The organism is Sanguibacter sp. 25GB23B1, from assembly GCF_040012415.1.
Taxonomy (GTDB): Bacteria; Actinomycetota; Actinomycetes; order Actinomycetales; family Cellulomonadaceae; genus Sanguibacter.
The window spans coordinates 84,545-101,853 of sequence record NZ_JBDYKL010000002.1 but is presented as its reverse complement, the minus strand read 5'-3'; the positions used below and the strand labels follow the sequence as shown (position 1 = coordinate 101,853).

Below are 17,309 nucleotides of genomic sequence, written 5' to 3'. Positions count from 1 at the left end.
GCCAGTGGCCTTCAGAAAAAGAGCCACTTGTGGAACAGTGGGCTCATGACCGAGCCCCGGATCTCCCCCGACGCCCTCCGTGCGCTGCTCGGTCCGTCCCAGCCCGGCGTCCCGGCGTACCGGTGGCTCAGCGAGCGCATCACTCTCCTCGTCGCGGACGGGCGGGTGCTGCCCGGGGTGCGGCTGCCGAGCGAACGAGCGCTGAGCGACGTGTCGGGCATGAGCCGGACCACCATCGTCCGCGCCTTCAGCCACCTCACGGAGTCCGGCTTCCTCGAGTCCCGGCGCGGGTCGGGGCGCGTCGTGCGCCTGCCCGTCCACGACGTCCCCCGCGCCCGCGAACCGATGCCCGCGAGCAGTTCCCGGAACGAGCCCGACCGCTCCCTCGACCTCACGTCAGCCGCTCCCTCGGCGGCCCCCGGGGTGTTCGAGGCGCTCCGCTCCGCTCTCGACACCCTGCCGTCGTACACCGCGGGGAGCGGCTACGTCGCCGGGGGGCTGCCTGTCCTGCGCCGGGCGATCGCCGAGCGCTACACGCGCCGCGGCCTCGCGACCGACCCGGAGAACGTCCTCGTGACCTCCGGCGCGCTCGATGCCATCCGACTCCTCGCCCAGCACCTCGTGCGCCCCGGGAGCCGCGTCGTCGTCGAGACACCGGGCTACCCCAACGCGTTCACCGCGCTGCGGACTGCCGGTGCCCGGCTGGTGGGTGTCCCCGTGAACAGCCCGGAGATCGACGTCCCGGCGCTCCTCGACGCGGCCCGCTCGACCGGTGCCGTCGCCATCCTCGTCATCGCCGACTTCCACAACCCGACCGGACGGCTGCTCGACGACGCCGCGCGCACCGCGCTCGTCGACGGCGCGCGGAGCCTGGGCGTCCGGCTGATCGCCGACGAGACCCTCGTCGAGACACGGCTCGACCGCGACGCGCCGGTGCCCGCACCCGTCGGGGGCCGGGGAGCAGGCGCGATCCTCGTCGGTTCAGCAGCGAAGACGTACTGGGGCGGCCTGCGGCTGGGGTGGATACGGGCCCCCCGGCGCACCGTGGCCGACCTCGCCCGGGCACGGTTGTCCGGGAGCCTCGCCGACCCCGTCCTGGAGCAGCTCGCCCTCGCCACCCTCCTGCACGAGCGTCCCGGTCTCGACGACGAGAAGCGCGAACGGCTGCGCGGTGCGCGCGACACAGCGGTGCGGCTCGTCCGCGAGAGCATGCCCGGGTGGGAGGTGCCCGTCCCCCCGGGCGGGCTGTCCCTCTGGTGCCGGCTGCCCGGGCCGACGTCGTCCGCGCTCGCCGTCGCGGCCGGTCGACAGGGCGTGGCCCTCGCCCCCGGGTCGAGCTTCTCGGCGACGGGCCACGGCCTCGAGCACCACGTGCGCATCCCGTTCACCCTGCCGCCCGACGAGCTCGCGGACGCCCTGGCCCGCGTCGCCCGGGCGTCCCTCGAGGTGAGCGGGGCTCAGTAGGACAGCCGCATCCCGCCGTCCGTGGTGAGGACCTGGCCGACGACCCACGCGCCCTCGTCCGTCGCGAGCCACCCGATGAGTCGAGCCGGGTCGTCGGGCCGACCGAAGCGCCCGAAGGGCGTGGCTCGGGCGAGCGCCGCGAGGTCGGTGGTGTCACGGTCGGACGTCTCGGCGTCGAGATATCCGGTGTTCACCGGTCCGGGGTTGATCGTGTTGAGGATGATGCCGAGCTCGAGGAGCTCGGCCGCGACCGTGGCCGTCGCGCCCGCGAGCGCGGCCTTGCTCGTCACGTACGCGACCTCCCCGCGCATGGGGCCGTCCTGCTGGCCGGACGTCATCCAGAAGACTCGGCCTGCATCGCGCTCGTCGACCGGGGTGCGCTCGCCGGAGCGGGCGCCCGGCCTCGTGGGCTCGGCACCTGGCACGGCGCCGGAGCGCAGCTGGGCGAAGCGCTGCGTGAGCAGCAGCGTCGAGCGCGTGTTGGCGTCCCAGAACGCGTCCAGCCGGTCGGCCGTCATGTCGAGGATCGAGCCGTCGTCCCCGCTGCGGGCGTGGTTGCACACGAGGATGTCGAGGCTGCCCGTGAGGGCGTGCGCCTCGTCGACGAGCGCGAGAGCGGCCTCCGCGTCACGCAGGTCAGCGCTGCGGTCACCGAAGACCGCGCCGCCGGCGAGCGCCCCCTGGACACCGGCACGCACGGCGTCGAGGTCGTCACCGCCCCAGGGCTGGTCCGCGTCGTGCGGGCTGAAGTGGTGGATGAAGACGTTCGCGCCGAGGTCCGCGAGCCGCGTGGCGACCGCATACCCGATCCCGCGCCGGCGGGAGACACCGGTGACGAGGGCGGTCCGGCCCGCGAGCGGTCGCGAGGCGGTGGGGTGCGGCGCGGTGGGGTGCTGGGGCATGGGCTCGCTCTCGTCGGTGCGGGCAGGACGGACGTCGTGCCCGGCGCGAGCGTACGGTGAACGAGCGGTGCGAGCCACGGCTTTTCGCAGTCGGGCGTCACCGGGTGCGGGCGTAGAGCTCCTCGTAGCGGTCCACGACGCGATCCCACGTGTACGTGCTCTCCACGAGCGCACGGCCGGCGCTCCCGAGGCGATGGCGCAGCTCCGCGTCCCCGAGCGCACGCTCGAGGGCACCGGCCAGGGCACCCGTGTCCGTCGGGTCGACGAGCAGGCCCGTCTCGCCGTCGGTGACGAACTCCGGAGGGCCGCCACGGGTGGTCGCGACGACCGGTGCGCCGGCCCGCCACGCCTCGAGCACGGTGATGCCGAAGGACTCGGCCCGCGAGGGCACGACGACGACCGTCGCCTGCGCCATCTCCTCTGCGACCTGACGCCGGGCGAGCCGGCCCAGCAGGTCCACCCGGTCCGCGAGTCCCAGGTCCACGGCGAGACTGCGCAGCGCAGCCTCCTCCGGACCGTCGCCCCCGATGCGCAGCCGTGCGTCCGTAGGCACGACGCGGGAGTCTGACGCCGCGGCGAACGCACGCACGAGGAGGTCGAAGCCCTTGACGTGCTGGAGCCGGCCGACGGCGAGCACCACCGGCGGGCCGTCGTCCCCTCGGCGCCCCTGCCCGGCGGAGTCCGTGGCCGGCACCCCGTCCTCGACGAGGTCGACGCCGTTCGGCACCGTCGTCGCCGTGCGCGCGTCCCACCGGGGGAACCGTCGCTCCAGGTCGTCGACGACCATGCGCGAGCAGCCTGTCACCGCGAGCGCCCGCGGCAGCGTCGAGCCGAGCGCCCAGGGCACGAGCCGTGAGGCGTCGAAGACGGAGTGGTCGTCGGCGAACGTCTCACCGTGCGAGCTGACGACGAGGGGAACGCGGGCGAGGCGGTGCAGCGCGAGGGCGTACACCCCGTTCGGCCCGAAGCACTGGACATGGAGGATGCCGGGTGCGCCACCCGCTGCACGACGGAACGCGCGCAACGCCCCGACCCAGTGCCACGTGGCGTGCGGCAGGCGCGCCGCGAACGCGAGCACGTCGCGGACCGACCGTGCGGGGAGCGGCGTCGGGAGGTAGCGCACCGTGATGCCGTCGACCGTCCGCACCCCCAGGTGCTCGCCGCGGTCGACCGTCCACACCTCGACCGCATGACCGCGCCGGGCGAGGACGCGGGCGACCCGCCGGGTGTGCTCCTCCACACCACCCGGGTACGGGTCGTAGGAGCTGGACACGAGGACCACGCGCACGCGAATCACCCCGACCCTCACCTGTGTGACGCCCGTCCCGTCCAGGACCGGGCGCGCCGACTCCGGCATGATGGGCATGCTTGCACAGTCGGTGCGTCACGTCGACGTACCGAGCCCCGGCCGCTCGCCACCACCCGAGAGGTCAGCCCCCGAGAACTGGCGGTCCCGTGCCACCCACACCGTCGTCCCCCACGCAGCGGGGCCACCTCGTGCTCGCGACCGTCGCCGTGGACACCCCCATGGGTGCGCAGGTCTACCAGGAGGAGATCGCCTCTCGCGCCGAGGAGTCCCTCGCAGCGGCTGCCGCGGAGAGTCCTCCTGCAGGTGCCCCGTGGCGGGTCGACCGGACCGTCGTGCGCTCCGTCCGCTCGCCGCTCGCCGGGACCGCCCGCCTGCCGCTGGGCTACCTCGGCAGGGCGTCGACCCGGGTGCGCGCCCTCGCCGGCCGGGCCCTCTACCCCCGCGACGCGGTCGTGCACCGCATGGACCTCGCGCTGCCGCCCGCGCCGGGCCGTGAGGTGCTGACCATCCACGACGTCGTCGCGTGGCGCTTCCAGGACGAGTCCGCGCCCGTGCGGGCCGCCGCCGAGGAGGCCCGGCGCGCGGCCGCCGTCATCTGCGTGTCGCGGTTCAGCGCGCAGGAGGCTGTCGACCTGCTCGGCATCGACGACCCCCACGTCGTGTACAACGGGGTGGACCGGCAGTTCTTCGACGCCGACCGTGTGCCGTCGGCCTATGCCGCCTCGCTCGGCGTGCGGGGGCCGTACGCGCTCCACGCGGGCGGGGCGTCCCGGCGCAAGAACCTCGCCGCGCTCGCCGAGGCGTGGCCGGCGATCCGGTCGGCCCGTCCCGAGCTCACGCTCGTGCTCTCCGGCCCGGAGAACCCGGAGCGGACCCGGCTGTTCGCGCGCCTCCCGGGGACTCTCCTCGTCGGGCGGATCCCCGCCGCGTCGGTACCCGGTCTCGTCGCCGGCGCGAGCGTCGTCGTGGTCCCGTCGCTCTACGAGGGCTTCGGGCTCCCCGCGCTCGAGGCGATGGCCGCGCGCACACCCGTCGTCGCCGCGGCGACGAGCTCGCTGCCCGAGGTGGTCGGCCACGCGGGGATCCTCGTGGAGCCCACTCCTGCCGACATCGCCGAGGGCGTCGTCTGGGCGACGAGCGGCGACCCGCAGATCGCGCTCATGGTCGAGGCCGCCCGCCTGCGCGCCGCGGAGTTCACGTGGGAGCGCAGCGCCCTCGAGCACGCACGGATCTGGCGCTCCGTGCGCTGAGCGACAGGGGCGGCGTCAGCGCACGCTCACGTCGACGAGGACGGACGCGACGAGTGCCGCCGTGAAGCAGACGGCGCTCGCGCGGAAGGCCGAGACCCCGCGGGCCCGGTCCCGGACGGGGTGCGCGTCGAGCATGTCCAGAGCACCAGGCCGTCGCGACCGCCGGACGAGCACGAGTCCGCGGACCAGCTGGACGACACCGACCACGAGGAAGAGGACAGCACCGACGAGGACAGCGGTGGCGGTGTGGTTCTCGGTCATGACGGCTCCAGGTCGGGTGGGACGACACTACGTCCTGGGGCAGATCCCGCGAGCCGAGCGGAGCGGCGCGCTCAGAGCACCTTGCGGCGGCGCCAGAACGGTGTCGACCACCGGTCCTCTGCGGCGTAGTAGTGAGCGCGCTCGACGAGGTAGTCGCTGCACTCGACGTCTCGGGCGTCCTCATAGCGTTCGAGCGGGGACGCGGGGTCCGGTCGACCGTCGGGCCCGGGCCCGCCGGCGGCGAACCAGGTCTCGACCGCGTCGGCCGCTGCCGCAGCGGTCCGCAGCGCCCGGAGGACGCCGCTGCCCGAGACCGGGTCCACAGCCAGGGCGGCATCACCCACGGAGAGCCACGGCAGGGCGTCGCGCCGGAGGAGACGGTGGCTCGCCGCCGGCCACGGCTGGGGCCGCGAGCGCGTGCGGGTGCCCGCGAGCCGGGCCGACGTCGCTGCGGTGCCGTCGAGCCGTGCCCACCACACGTCGGTGCTCGCCAGCCGGTCCGCGCGAGAGAGGTCGGCGTCGGTCATGAGCATCGTCACGGTCTGCCCGGACGGGACCGGGGCCGAGTACCACCATCCGTCGGGCGACGTCTCGACGAGGAGGTGTCCCGGCGGGTCGCCGGGCACCTCGACGGCGACCGCGAGCGCCACGAGCCGGTCGAGGATCACGCGTCGTGCGCCGAGCATCCGCCCGACGTGCGCGCTGCGTCCTGTCGCGTCGACCACGACGCGGGCGTGGAGCGTCGGGCCGGGGCCGTGCGAGCGCGGGACTGCGGTCTGCACGACCCACCGGTCGTCCGACCGCTCGCACCGGGTCACGAGGAGTCCGGCGCGCAGGTCGGTCCCGGCGCGTCGTGCAGACTCCGCGAGCATCGCGTCGACCGCCCGCCGGTCCACGTGCCACCCGCGCCCGTACGGACCGACGACGTGCGAGTGCGCGGTCGGGACGTCGTCGCCCCAGGTGCTGCGCGTGCCCCAGGACGGCAGGGGGCCGAGGGCCAGGAACGCGTCCCACAGGCCGAGGTCCCGCAGGAGCGGCTGGACGGCCGGCGCGAGGGACTCTCCCACACGGGAGTCCGCGAATGTCCCGCGCTCGACGAGGGCGACGTCGAGGCCGGCGCGAGCGAGCCGCAGCGCCGTGGCGGAGCCGGCGGGTCCTGCTCCGACGACGACGACGTCGTGCACGCGCCGAGCCCCGGACGAGGGTGGTCTCTCCCCGTCCGGGGCGTCCCGTCGTGTCACCGCGGATCGTCCTCGTGGCAGCCGCGGCACCCCTGACGGACACACCTGCGGATGTGGTCGAGGTCGACCCCGAGCTCTGTGAGCTCCTTGGCGAGCCGTCCGTCGCCGACGCCGTCGAGCAGGCACGCCACGACGCGGCACAGCGCGTCGTCGCTCCCCGGACCACCGTGCCCGTCGTGGCCACCGCTGTGGCCCGGGCCGCTGCCGGGAGGCGTCGCCGCGTCCTTGTCCCCACCGCGCCACACGGCTGCGGTGAGCGTGCGCTCGCGCGTCCACGGCAGCCCCTTGCGGGTGCGGCCGCGGGCCCGGACGCGGATCCGGTGCACCCCGGGGCGGCGTGCGACGAACGTCGCCTCGTACGCCCCCGGACCGGTGCGCTCGAGGACGAGCTCGACGGCGTCGCCGCCCGGGCGCGTGACCTCGGCCCACACGGCGGCGGCGTCGGTGGCAGGCAGCCCCGACTGGGTGACGGTGGCCAGGACGGAGACCGTGGCGCCGGGGTCGAAGCCGCTCTGCTCGACCTCCGCGCGCAACGACACGGAGGAGTAGGCGTGGACGACGACGCTGTACGGCAGCCGCGGGCGGACGGACGTGTCCGGCGTCCCGGCCGCCGATCCCGCCACCGGTCCGGTCGCGCGGACGACGGCGGCGTCCTGCGCGAGCGCGAAGGCCCGCTCGTGCTCGAGCAGGCGCCGGCGGTGCGTCGGGTCGTCGCCTCCTCGCCCGCGCCCGACGGGCGGGTGCGGCTGCAGGATGCTCACGTCGGTGCCCGCGCGCTCGGACTCCGCCGGGTCCTCCTGGCGGCCCACCGGTCTGGTCGGTTCGTTCCGGGGCTTGCCGATGGTCATGACCACGTGCCACGTGCCGGCTTGGTCGAAGCGCCCTGGGACGAGCTGGGTGGGCAGCGCAAGCCGGTAGTAACTCATCCCGTCGCCGGTCTCGAAGCGCATCGCCGGCTCGGAGCGTGCCCGCCACGGCTCGAGGAGCAGGCCGTTCGGGGTCTGGAGCCGGAAGTCCACGGCCTCCGGGCGCGGGGTGAGGAGGACGACCTCGACGCCCGAGTCCGCGTCGCTCACCGTGAACGGGATCCGGTGCACCTCCCCCGGGCTGAGCACGCCGCCCGGGTCGAGGACAACCTCCGCGGCGGAGATGCCCGCGAGGATCTGGAGGAAGTACTTCTGGAGGAGGAAGCGGTTGTCCCCCGTGATCGATCCGGTGACGAGGAGGAAGCCGCCCGTGTTCCCCGAGAGCGCCTGGAGCGCGGGCGCGCTCGTGTTCTGGGCGGTCCCGAACCCGACGGCGTACGTCGTGGCGTCGATCTGGCCCGCGACGTCGGCGATCCAGCGCGGAGAGTTCTCGACGCCGTCGGTGAGCACGAGCAGAGCCGTGCCGTCGTACGCCCCTGCCGTGGCGTCGAGCTGCGCCCGACCCTCGAAGATGCCGTCGCCGATGGACGTGGCGCCCTGCGGGTCGAGCCCGGTGCCGTCGATGACGTCCTGCGTCGCCGTGCGGTTGACGTCCGAGAGCCCGCCGTCGCCGAGCTGCAGGACGGCCTGGAGCGGCTGCGCGTCCTCGTTGTACCGGACCACCCCGACGCCGTCGCCGGAGAGCAGGAGGTCGACGAGCACGCCGGCGGACTGCTGGAGCGCGACGTGCTTGGTCTGGCCGTCGCCCCGGTCCTCGCTCATGCTCCCCGAGCGGTCGAGCACGAGGGACGTCGCCGTGGTCCGGCGCGGCACGGTGTTCCCGTCGATCGTCACCTGCCACGTCTGTGCGTGGTCCCCGGCGTTGCGCACGGTGACGGTCTGGGTGGGGATCGCGTCCCCGGCGGCGCCTGTCCGGAAGACGATCCACAGTCGAGCGGTCGCGACGCCGCTACCGGTGGTCGGTCCCACGGTGTCGGACGTCGTGACGGCGACGAGCTGCGGGTGGCTCGGCCCGCCGCCCGGTGCGAGCTCGAGGGTGACCGCAGCGCCCGTGGACATGACCTCGAACGCGATCGCGAGCGGCACCTCGCGCACCATCGCCATCGGCCCCTGCGGCACGTCGACGAAGTCGAGGTGCGGGGTGAGCAGGAGGATGGACGTCTCGGCGCAGTGCTGGACCTCGACCTTCTCGCTGCCCTGCTGCACCACGAAGCCGAGCCCCGTCCACTTGTCGACCATCTCGTCCATGCTCGCCACACCGCGCGACCACCGCACCGCCGTCGCCGAGCCCTGCGGGAAGACGTCGTTGGGGCGCGGGACCGGCCACCAGTTGTCACCGCACGCCTGGAAGTCCGCCTGCCACGGCAGAGCCATCGACGCGCTGATCCCACCGGGGTCGAGAGCAGCGTGGTCGAGACGGAACGGCGCGGCGTACGTGCTCTCGAGGATGGGCCGCGACCCGGCGCTCAGGCCACCCGCCTCGATCCCGGGGTAGAACGCACCGCCGACGCACGCCTCGAGGGCCGCCCGGTCAAGCCCGTCCGGCGTGATCGTCCCCGACGGGGTCGGCGGCCCCGCCCAGTCCGACGCGTAGGTGCCTGCCTGCCAGCGCTCGAGGTGGCCGTGCTGCGTGACGGTCAGGGCGGCGTCGCTGCCGGAGAGGCGCGGCATGTCGGGGGACGATCCGCCCGGCGCGCTCATCCTCAGCATGATCGCGTCGATCGTCGGCTGGTCAGTGACCGGTTCCGGCCACGAGTGCGCACCGAGGATCCCCTCGACCCACCGCATGTCCCGTGCCCGCTGGAGGATCGGGTGCACGTCGTGCGTGTAGGACGTCGTGGCCGGTGCAGGCAGGAGCCCGAGCTCGACCATCCGGTGCTCAAGCCGGTCGTAGAGGGTCGTCACGGTGTCCTGGTGGGGGGCGAACTTCGGTGGCGCGACGATCACCCACGCGGGCTCGACCGCCGGAGACGTGCCGGAGCCCCGCAGCGTGATCGTCGCGGTCACCGGCCCGTCCGAGACGTCGTCGTACCAGCCCGCGTTGCCCCAGAAGCCGACGATCCCGTTGCCGACCGGTGACGCCGACGTGCCGTGGCCGCCGAGGACGAGCAGGTGGTTCTCGTCGTCCGTGCGGATCTCGCCGAGCGGGACCGTCACGGCGCCTGCACCGCTGAAGGTGATGGTTCCGGTGTCGAACAGGTGGCGCTGGTCCGGGCCTGTCGCGGTGCGGGGGCCCGGGTCGATCGTCAGGGCACCGACGTCGGGCGACGCACCGTTGCGGCTGCCGAACGGCGCCTTCGCGTTGGCGAGGTGGACGGTCCAGCTGATCTCGGCGTCGGCGTCGGTGATCTCCTCGACGCTCGCGTCGTCATGATGGGCGAAAATCCGGAAGCGTGCGGCCTGGCGCTTGACCCTGCAGTCCGCGTCCTTGAACCCGCCTGGCGGGGCGGGCCGCTCCCCCGGGATCTCCGGACCGACGAAGAACTCGTCCGGGCTGTCGCCGACTCTCGCGATGCCGATCGCGGGGTGGATCCTGTACGTCGTGGCCATGGTGCACCGCCTGGGAGGAAGAAGACCTTCCTGCCAGTGTTTGCCCCGCGCGACGCGGGCACAATGGGCGATTGGTGTGAGATGTCTGTTCACCCGGCCGCTCACCCACCGCTCACCTCAGGGCCCGTCCAGCGCAGCGGACCATCCGGACATCTCTACGATGTGAGCATGTCTCGGTACGTCGAACGGTCTCCCCGTCCGGGCGCATGGCTCCTCCTGCTCGCCACCAGCACGGTCTTCTGGGCCGCCATGGTGTCCACGGACGACGACGCTCTCGTGACGGCGACCGTCATGGTGGGCCTTCTCACCGTCGTCGCCGGAGCGATGATGTGGCGCGACGGTCGGCTGTCCACCATCCGGCTCACGGACGACTCCCTGGACGTCGGGCGTACTCGGGTGCCCGTCTCCGAGCTGCACCCGTGGGGAGTCTGTCCACCGGGCATCCTCGTCGATGGCCCGATCCTCGGCGCCGATGCCGACGGACCCCTCGGGACGGGGGTGCTCACGCTGGTCCGACGCGACGGCGGCGCCGTGCTCGTGCAGACCAGGAACGCCTCCGAGCTGAGCGCCGCCCTCGACACGGTCCTCGCCCCGCTGCGCGACCTCGAGCTTCCCTGGTCGGCCGACCGAGACCCGGGCAGCGATCTCCCGGGCGGGAGCCCGATCGACATGTGGGCGTCGCTCGGCCGAGAGGACCACGCCGACGTCGACGACGCGCTCTCGGCCCGGCAGTTCCACGGGTTGCCCGCGCACGCCCCGTTCGTGCACCGGTGCGTCGTGACGGTCGGCGAGCATCGTGTTGCCCTCCGCTGGGAGCAGCGCGTGCTCGTGGCCTCGCTCGTCACCGGCGACGGGACGACTGTGCACGAGATCGCGCGCGGCACGCGGCAGACGGGTGACGGCCCGGGCAGCTTCTCCTGGTCCCACGCCAGGATGCCGCTCGACGTCGGCGGGCGCCCGGTCGACGTCGGGCGCGAGCGCAGCGGTGACGGCTGGCTCTGGCGCGTCAGCGGCCCGGACGAACGCTCCTGGACGTTCCGCCCTGGAGACCCCGTCGTCACCGACCACGTCGAGCTCACCCGCGACGGAGACCGAGCGCCCGTGGTCATCCACACGCTGCGACCCGTGCCCGGAGCACCGGGACCCGGGGCCGGCGCGCGGAGGGTGAGTTGGACGCCGGACGCCTCGCTCGCTGAGGTGGTCCTCGTCGTCATGTGGGTGCTCGACCGGGTCCACGAGGGGCTGCTGCCCACGGCCGAGCGCCTCGCGCGCGGCGAGGTCCCCAACTGAGGGCGCGGGGCCAGGACGCGCTCAGCCCGGCGCGTACGCCTCGATCGCGCTCACCGCGACGCCCTGATCGACGGCCGTGAGGTCCATGAAGCTCGGGTGCATCCCTGCGACGACGCCGGAGTAGTTCGCTGCCGCGACCTCGACGCCCCGCTCGGTCGTCGTCGGCACGTCGATGCGGACGCCCTCGATCTCGACGGCCTCGAAGCCGACCTCGACAGCGCGCTCGTGGAGCTGGTCGGCGACGGTGGCGACCTCGGTCCATGCGCCGTCCACGAGGACGGAGACGCGGTAGTCCCGCAGCCCCGCGGTGCAGCACCGGATTCCGGCGGTCGCCACGACGACGCGGTCGACGACGACGGGTTCGTCGAGGGCGACCTCGACCCACGGTGCGAGGTCGGCCGACCCCGCTGCGCCGTCGGGGCCGTCCTCGCTGAGCGGGCCCGATCGCCACGGCTCCGCGTCGTCGGCGCTGCCGTCCGTGATCGTCGACGCGGACGTCCCCTCCGCCGTCGAGGACGCGGTGACCGCCGCCCCCTCGAGCACGTCCGGTCCGTACTCCTCCGCCGGCGCGAGCGTCAGCTGCGTGCCGACGGGGGCTGTGAAGAGCTGGGGTGCGCCCGACAGCTCGACCTCCACGGGGCCGCCCGAGAGGTCGAGGGTGCGGGCGGCTCCGTAGACGTCGGTCGCGGTGACCGAGCCGCCCCCCTCAGTCGTGCCTGCCGCAGAGAGGACGGCCGTGCTCTGCCGGTCGTTCGTCCAGGCGGCGAGCAGCTCGGTGCCGTCGCCCGGGTCGGTCGCCCAGCGGAGCGCGTACGCATCCGGCACGGCGAGGTCGACCTGTTCCGGCTCGCCACGACCGACGAGTGCGCTGCGCGTCGTGGCGTACGCGAGGAGTCCCGGCTTGGCGTGCTGACCGAGCTGGAGCAGCGACCACGAGTTCCCCGTCTCTCCGAAGCCGCCCTCGGAGAAGAAGTACGTCCACTCCTCGACACCCGCGAGGGAGTACCAGAGGAGCTTGCGCGCCACGTCCGAGCCCTGGGCCCAGGAGTTGACCACGCCGTCGGACCACCAGCCGGACTCCGTGTCCCACACCGGCACGTCCTCGCCGCACGCGGCGACGACTTCCGCGAGCTGCGCCAGCAGGTTGTCGTCCTCGAGCCACCCGTCCTCCTCCCACGACCGGTTGAGGCCGGTGTACGGGTGCACGGCGACGACGTCGAGGCTCGCGCAGGCCCCCGCCTCGACAGCGGCACGCCACCACTCGACCGGCACGCCGAGCGTGTTCCCCCCGAGGACGACGACCTCAGGGTCGGCTGCCCGCGCGCCCGCGGCGAAGGGCGCCTCCACCTCCCGGACGTAGGCGCCGCCGTCGTCGAAGCCGGTGTTGTTCGGCTCGTTCCACGGTGAGTAGTAGACGATCCCGGGGGCCAGCTCGCGGAGCCCGGCGACGATCTCGCGCGCCCAGCCCTCCCACGTACCGGCCTCGACGGCAGACCGCTCCGCGTCGCCGCCCTGGCCCACCTGGACGACGAGGCTCACGTCCGTGCGCGACGCGAGCTCGGCTGCGGCAGCGAGGTCGTCGAGCGGGAGGGCGTCCCAGTCGAGGCCGTCCGGGCCCGGTGCGGCCGCCGGGTCGAGGACGAGCGCCCCGAAGTCGATCTGATACCGGTGGCTGCCGAGCGTGAAGTCGCCCGCGAGCGCGACCCCACGCAGCGGGCCGGCGCCGCCCCAGTCGGCACCGTCTGGCAGTGCGGCGAGGTCAGCCGTCAGCCCGGGCGGGCCGACCGTGTACCGCAGGCACGTGCCGACCACCTCGGCTCCGGTCGTCAGCTCGACGAGGCGCGCGTCCACCTCGTAGACCCCGGCGCGAGCGGGCGGCAGCGTGAGCGCCACGTCGCCGCCGTCCGCCGGCAGGGGCGCGTCGACCCACGCCGTGGCGACCGGGTCCGGCACGCGCGGGTCGCCGCGGACCTGGTAGCGCACGGCGTAGCGCTCGTCGGCCCCCGCCCAGGCGTCGTCGAGCCGGAGCGAGACCGCGGGCTCCTCCCCGTCGGCGAAGTACCCGTACACGCGGTCGGTCACCAGACCCGCGCCGGCTCCCACGACGGCGAGCTGGGGTGCCGAGCCTTCGTTGTACTTCACGGGCGACGACAGCGCCTGGGCCATCGTGTCCGTCCCGAGCGTCGCGAGCGCGACGGCGGCGCTGCCGTCCTCCCGGTTCTCCCCACGGACGAAGAAGTAGTACGTGCCGCCGCGCAGCACGAGGGGACTGCCCTCGGCGAGCTCGTACGACTGCTCCTCGCTCGTCGAGCGGTCCGGCCAGTACCCCGTACGCACCCCGTCCGGGGCGAACCACTCGATGCCGCGACCGTTCTCCGTGACGAGCGTCCCCGTCCCGTCCGGTCCGGCGTCCGCCCCCTCGACGCGACCGAGCCGGTACGTCGTGAGGACCGCGTCGGGAGCGTCCGGGTCCCAGCGTGCGCCGAGGCGCGCCACCTGCGTCCCAGCGGGGTCGACGACCGAGAGGTACGACGACGCCGCCTCCGCATCGGCCTCGAGGGTGACCACGGTCCCGTCCTCGTCCTGGCCGACGACCGTGCCGGGGAACCCGTCGACCGTGCCGGCGTCGTCGCCGTCCGTCGTGAGCAGGTGCATGAGGGAGCCCTCGTGGACGCCGACGGTCGCGGTCTCGCCGTGGGCACCGGCCGGGAAGAGGGCAAGACCGAAGAGGCTGAGGACCGAGCCGTCCGTCTCCGGTCCCGGCTCGATCGTCCGGCGCCACGCGAGGGTGCCGTCGGCGGTGTGCTTGAGGACGTCGCGTCGCCCGTCGAGGGTGTCGAGGAGGTAGACGGCACCCTCGGGGTCCACGACCATCTGCTCGGTACTGAAGAGCTCCGTGTCGTCGGTCGACGCGAGCGCGATGTCGAAGCCGCCGAGGAGCCGCCCGTCCGTGACGTCGTAGCGGCTCACGGTGTACGTGGTCGCCTCGTCCCACTCGAGGACGGAGGCGACGTCGCCTCTCACCTCGATGTCGAGCACGCGACCGCCGGGGACGGTGGCCACGTCGCCGACGAGGAGATCGGGCTCCACCGGGGGTAGGCCGTCGTCCGTCACCTGCGCGACGTCCGGGATCCCGCACACGGGAGCCGCACCCGAGGCGTCGACGCCGGTGGTCGTGAGCGCGACCGCGGCCGGTCCCGTGTCGTCAGGGGACGTGGGACGCAGGGCCGCGAAGACTCCGGCACCCACGAGGACCGCACCGACCGCCACGACCGCGAGCACACGTCGTCGCACCGGCGGCCTCGGACGGTCGTCGTCGCTCGCCGCACGCAGGGTCACACCGACTTTCACCCCGGTCCCCCTTCCCGACCGTTCGAGCGGGCCATAGCGTGCCCACGTGGACAAAACGAAGTATCCAGCCATACGGGTCGCAGGTCTAGGAAAGACCTACCGCATCGGCGCGTCGGGCGAGAGACCCACCACGGCGGCCGAGGCTGCCGTCAAGCGCCTGCGCCGGCCGCTGCGTCGAGCGCAGCACACGGAGTTCGACGCGCTCGACGACCTGACCTTCGACGTCCCCTGGGGGGAGGCCGTCGGGATCATCGGACGCAACGGCGCCGGCAAGTCGACGCTCCTCAAGCTGCTCACCCGCATCACCGCGCCCACGCGCGGACGCATCGAGCTCGGCGGGCGCATCGGCAGCCTCCTCGAGGTCGGCACCGGCTTCCACCCCGAGCTCACCGGTCGCGAGAACATCTACCTCAACGGCGCGCTGCTCGGCATGCACCGCAAGGAGATCGCGCGGCGGTTCGACGAGATCGTCGAGTTCTCCGGCGTCGCGAAGTTCCTCGGCACCCCCGTCAAGCGCTACTCCTCCGGCATGTACGTGCGGCTCGCCTTCGCGGTCGCTGCCCACCTCGACACGGAGATCCTCGCGATCGACGAGGTCCTCGCCGTGGGCGACGCGGAGTTCCAGACGAAGTCGCTCGCCAAGATGCGCGACGTCGCGAAGGACGGACGCACGGTCCTGTTCGTCTCCCACCAGGCGCAGACCGTCAGCGCACTGTGCTCCTCGGCCCTCTACCTCGACTCCGGCCGGCTCGTCTACCAGGGCGAGGTCTCGGGAGCGCTCGAGAGGTACCGGAACAGCTTCGAGGCGTTCGCCCTCGCCCAGACCGACCCGGAGCGCCGTCCCGGCTCCGGCGAGGTCCGCGCGCGGTCCGTGACGCTCGACTCCGACGCGTTCGACCCGAACGGGCCCAAGGGCGTCCGGATCCACCTCGACGCGAACCGCGACGCGGTCGGCCAGTACTTCGTGTCCTGTCACGTCAACGACCTCAACGGGTCCGTCGTAGCGCAGTGCGACTCGCGGCTCGTCGGCGCCTGGTTCGACCCGGCCGACGAGCACAAGGTGACGATGACGCTGCACGGCCCGTGGCTCAAGCCCGGGAGATACACGATCGACGTCTACGTGTGCAAGACCGGGATCCTCGACGCCTGGGAGGGCGCCGCCGCGTTCGAGGTGCTGCCCACCAACCCGTACCCGGAGCTCGCCGCCGACGAGGCGATGACCAAGGGCCTCGTCCTGGCCGACTTCACCTACGAGCGGAGCTGACATGGGGACCATCGTCATCACGCCACCGCGCCGCTTCTCGCTGCCCGGCGTCGGCGAGCTGTGGGAGGCCCGGGAGGTGCTCAACCAGTTCGGTCGGCGCGACATCATCCTGCGCTACCGCCAGACGGCGATCGGCGTCACGTGGGTGCTCCTGCAGCCCGTCGTGGCGGCGGGGATCTTCTCGGTCGTGTTCGGCCGGGTGGCGGGGCTCGACAGCGGCGGTGTGCCGTACTTCCTCTTCAGCTACATGGGCATGCTCGCGTGGAACCTCTTCGCCGGCGTCATCACGCGGGCCGCACCCTCGCTCGTGAGCAACCAGGCGCTCGTGTCGAAGGTCTTCTTCCCACGGATGCTCGTGCCGCTCTCCACGACGCTGTCCGTGCTCCTCGACTTCGTCGTCGCGCTCGGCCTCGGCATCGCGCTGCTCGTCGTCTACGGCGTGAACCCCGGGTGGCCCGTGCTCCTCCTGCCCGTGTGGGTGGTGCTCATGCTCCTGCTCGGCGCCGGGGTGGGTCTCGCCGCGTCGGCGATCATGGTGAAGTACCGCGACGTCGCGTACATCGTCCCGTGGCTCGTCCAGGTGATGCTCTTCGCGGCACCCGTCGCCTACGCGCTCGACACCGTGCCCGCGAACCTCCAGACGCTCTACTCGCTCAACCCGCTCACGTGGCTGCTCGAGGAGTTCCGGTGGTCCCTGCTCGGCACGCCCGCTCCGGAGACGTGGCAGATCGGCGCCTCCGTCGTCGTGTGCCTCGGCGTGTTCGTCGCGGGGGCGCTCGTGTTCCAGCAGCTCGAGCGGGAGTTCGCAGACGTCATCTGAGGCGACCCTGCCGATGCGTCTCGCTGGGACGAGCAGACCGTCGACGACGGTCACCGGCGTCGCCCGGCCAGCGGAGCTGCTCCCGGGAGCGACGTCCGGGCGCAGCCGGTCAAAGCCATGCCGAGGACGTCCCGTCAACGTGCCTCGCGGCACATAGGTCTCGGACACGAGCCATGAGACACGACACGCCGATCCGGGACGCGCCCGGCACCCGTGTCTCATGGACGGTCGTTCACGGACACGCGCGCGCCTCTCCTCCGACGCTCCTCGTCGAGCAGGTCGTCCATCCGTCCCTCAAGCTCGTCAGGCAGAGCGCGCGGCCACCGCGAGAGCTCATCGACAATCTGCTCATAAGTGAGGTCTCCGGCTGCGAAACGCAGGGTGATCTCGTGCGGATCGCGGCCGTCTTGCCCGGGCTGGCCCTGCTTGATGGCGGCGTACGGAGCGTAGTAGGCCGCGCCGCCAGCGCGATGGCCGAGGCGATGGGCCCGCCTGCTGGATCGACAAAAATCGGATCTGGTCGATGCATCGACTATCTCACCAACCCAGGGTTGGCGAAGTTCAGGGTGAAGAACATGGCCGTCTCAACATCGAGCCACTACTGTTCGGATTGTTTGGCGCAGCGGGACAGCTGCCCGCCCGGAGTTGTATGCGAGTTATGTCTTCGAAGGGGTCGATGTG

11 protein-coding genes are annotated in these 17,309 nt (G+C 73.2%); 5 read left to right on the top strand and 6 right to left on the bottom strand.

Annotation, left to right across the window (positions count from 1 at the left end):
• Positions 1–45 precede the first annotated feature (45 nt).
• On the top strand, positions 46–1,464 hold the full coding sequence (locus tag ABKW26_RS01875; protein WP_348590714.1) for a PLP-dependent aminotransferase family protein: 1,419 nt from the start codon (positions 46–48) through the stop codon (positions 1,462–1,464).
• Here ABKW26_RS01875 and ABKW26_RS01870 read toward each other — a convergent pair.
• Both ABKW26_RS01870 and ABKW26_RS01865 read right to left on the bottom strand, forming a co-directional pair.
• Positions 1,458–2,366: an SDR family oxidoreductase gene (locus tag ABKW26_RS01870; RefSeq protein WP_348590713.1), complete on the bottom strand. Its 909-nt coding sequence runs from the start codon at positions 2,364–2,366 to the stop codon at positions 1,458–1,460. The two genes, ABKW26_RS01875 and ABKW26_RS01870, sit on opposite strands and share 7 nt — an antisense overlap.
• A gap of 97 nt (positions 2,367–2,463) precedes the next feature.
• Complete coding sequence (locus ABKW26_RS01865) at positions 2,464–3,732, bottom strand: glycosyltransferase family 4 protein (RefSeq protein WP_348590712.1); 1,269 nt, start codon at positions 3,730–3,732, stop codon at positions 2,464–2,466.
• An 89-nt stretch (positions 3,733–3,821) separates the two neighbouring features.
• Between ABKW26_RS01865 and ABKW26_RS01860 the strand changes: the two genes are divergently transcribed.
• Complete coding sequence (locus tag ABKW26_RS01860) at positions 3,822–4,925, top strand: glycosyltransferase (protein ID WP_348590711.1); 1,104 nt, start codon at positions 3,822–3,824, stop codon at positions 4,923–4,925.
• Positions 4,926–4,940: 15 nt separating this feature from the next.
• On the opposite strand, the gene ABKW26_RS01855 is transcribed toward ABKW26_RS01860, so the two are convergent.
• The 3 genes from ABKW26_RS01855 to ABKW26_RS01845 form a co-directional block, all read right to left on the bottom strand.
• The gene (locus tag ABKW26_RS01855) at positions 4,941–5,186 is read right to left on the bottom strand and encodes a hypothetical protein (RefSeq protein ID WP_348590710.1); all 246 of its coding nucleotides are present in this window, start codon (positions 5,184–5,186) and stop codon (positions 4,941–4,943) included.
• A 71-nt stretch (positions 5,187–5,257) separates the two neighbouring features.
• A complete protein-coding gene (locus ABKW26_RS01850) occupies positions 5,258–6,427 on the bottom strand; it encodes an NAD(P)/FAD-dependent oxidoreductase (RefSeq protein WP_348590709.1) in 1,170 nt (389 codons plus the stop codon).
• Positions 6,424–9,903: a LodA/GoxA family CTQ-dependent oxidase gene (locus ABKW26_RS01845; protein ID WP_348590707.1), complete on the bottom strand. Its 3,480-nt coding sequence runs from the start codon at positions 9,901–9,903 to the stop codon at positions 6,424–6,426. Before ABKW26_RS01845 ends, ABKW26_RS01850 begins: the two co-directional genes overlap by 4 nt.
• A gap of 168 nt (positions 9,904–10,071) precedes the next feature.
• Between ABKW26_RS01845 and ABKW26_RS01840 the strand changes: the two genes are divergently transcribed.
• Entirely contained in the window at positions 10,072–11,193 is a 1,122-nt protein-coding gene (locus tag ABKW26_RS01840) for a hypothetical protein (RefSeq protein WP_348590706.1), read from the top strand.
• A 21-nt stretch (positions 11,194–11,214) separates the two neighbouring features.
• On the opposite strand, the gene ABKW26_RS01835 is transcribed toward ABKW26_RS01840, so the two are convergent.
• Positions 11,215–14,544, bottom strand: coding sequence for a hypothetical protein (locus ABKW26_RS01835; protein ID WP_348590705.1), 3,330 nt, complete (start codon positions 14,542–14,544; stop codon positions 11,215–11,217).
• Positions 14,545–14,590: 46 nt separating this feature from the next.
• Between ABKW26_RS01835 and ABKW26_RS01830 the strand changes: the two genes are divergently transcribed.
• Together ABKW26_RS01830 and ABKW26_RS01825 are read left to right on the top strand one after the other, a co-directional pair.
• Positions 14,591–15,808: an ABC transporter ATP-binding protein gene (locus ABKW26_RS01830; protein WP_348590704.1), complete on the top strand. Its 1,218-nt coding sequence runs from the start codon at positions 14,591–14,593 to the stop codon at positions 15,806–15,808.
• Position 15,809: 1 nt separating this feature from the next.
• On the top strand, positions 15,810–16,628 hold the full coding sequence (locus ABKW26_RS01825) for an ABC transporter permease (protein ID WP_348590703.1): 819 nt from the start codon (positions 15,810–15,812) through the stop codon (positions 16,626–16,628).
• Positions 16,629–17,309: the final 681 nt, after the last annotated feature.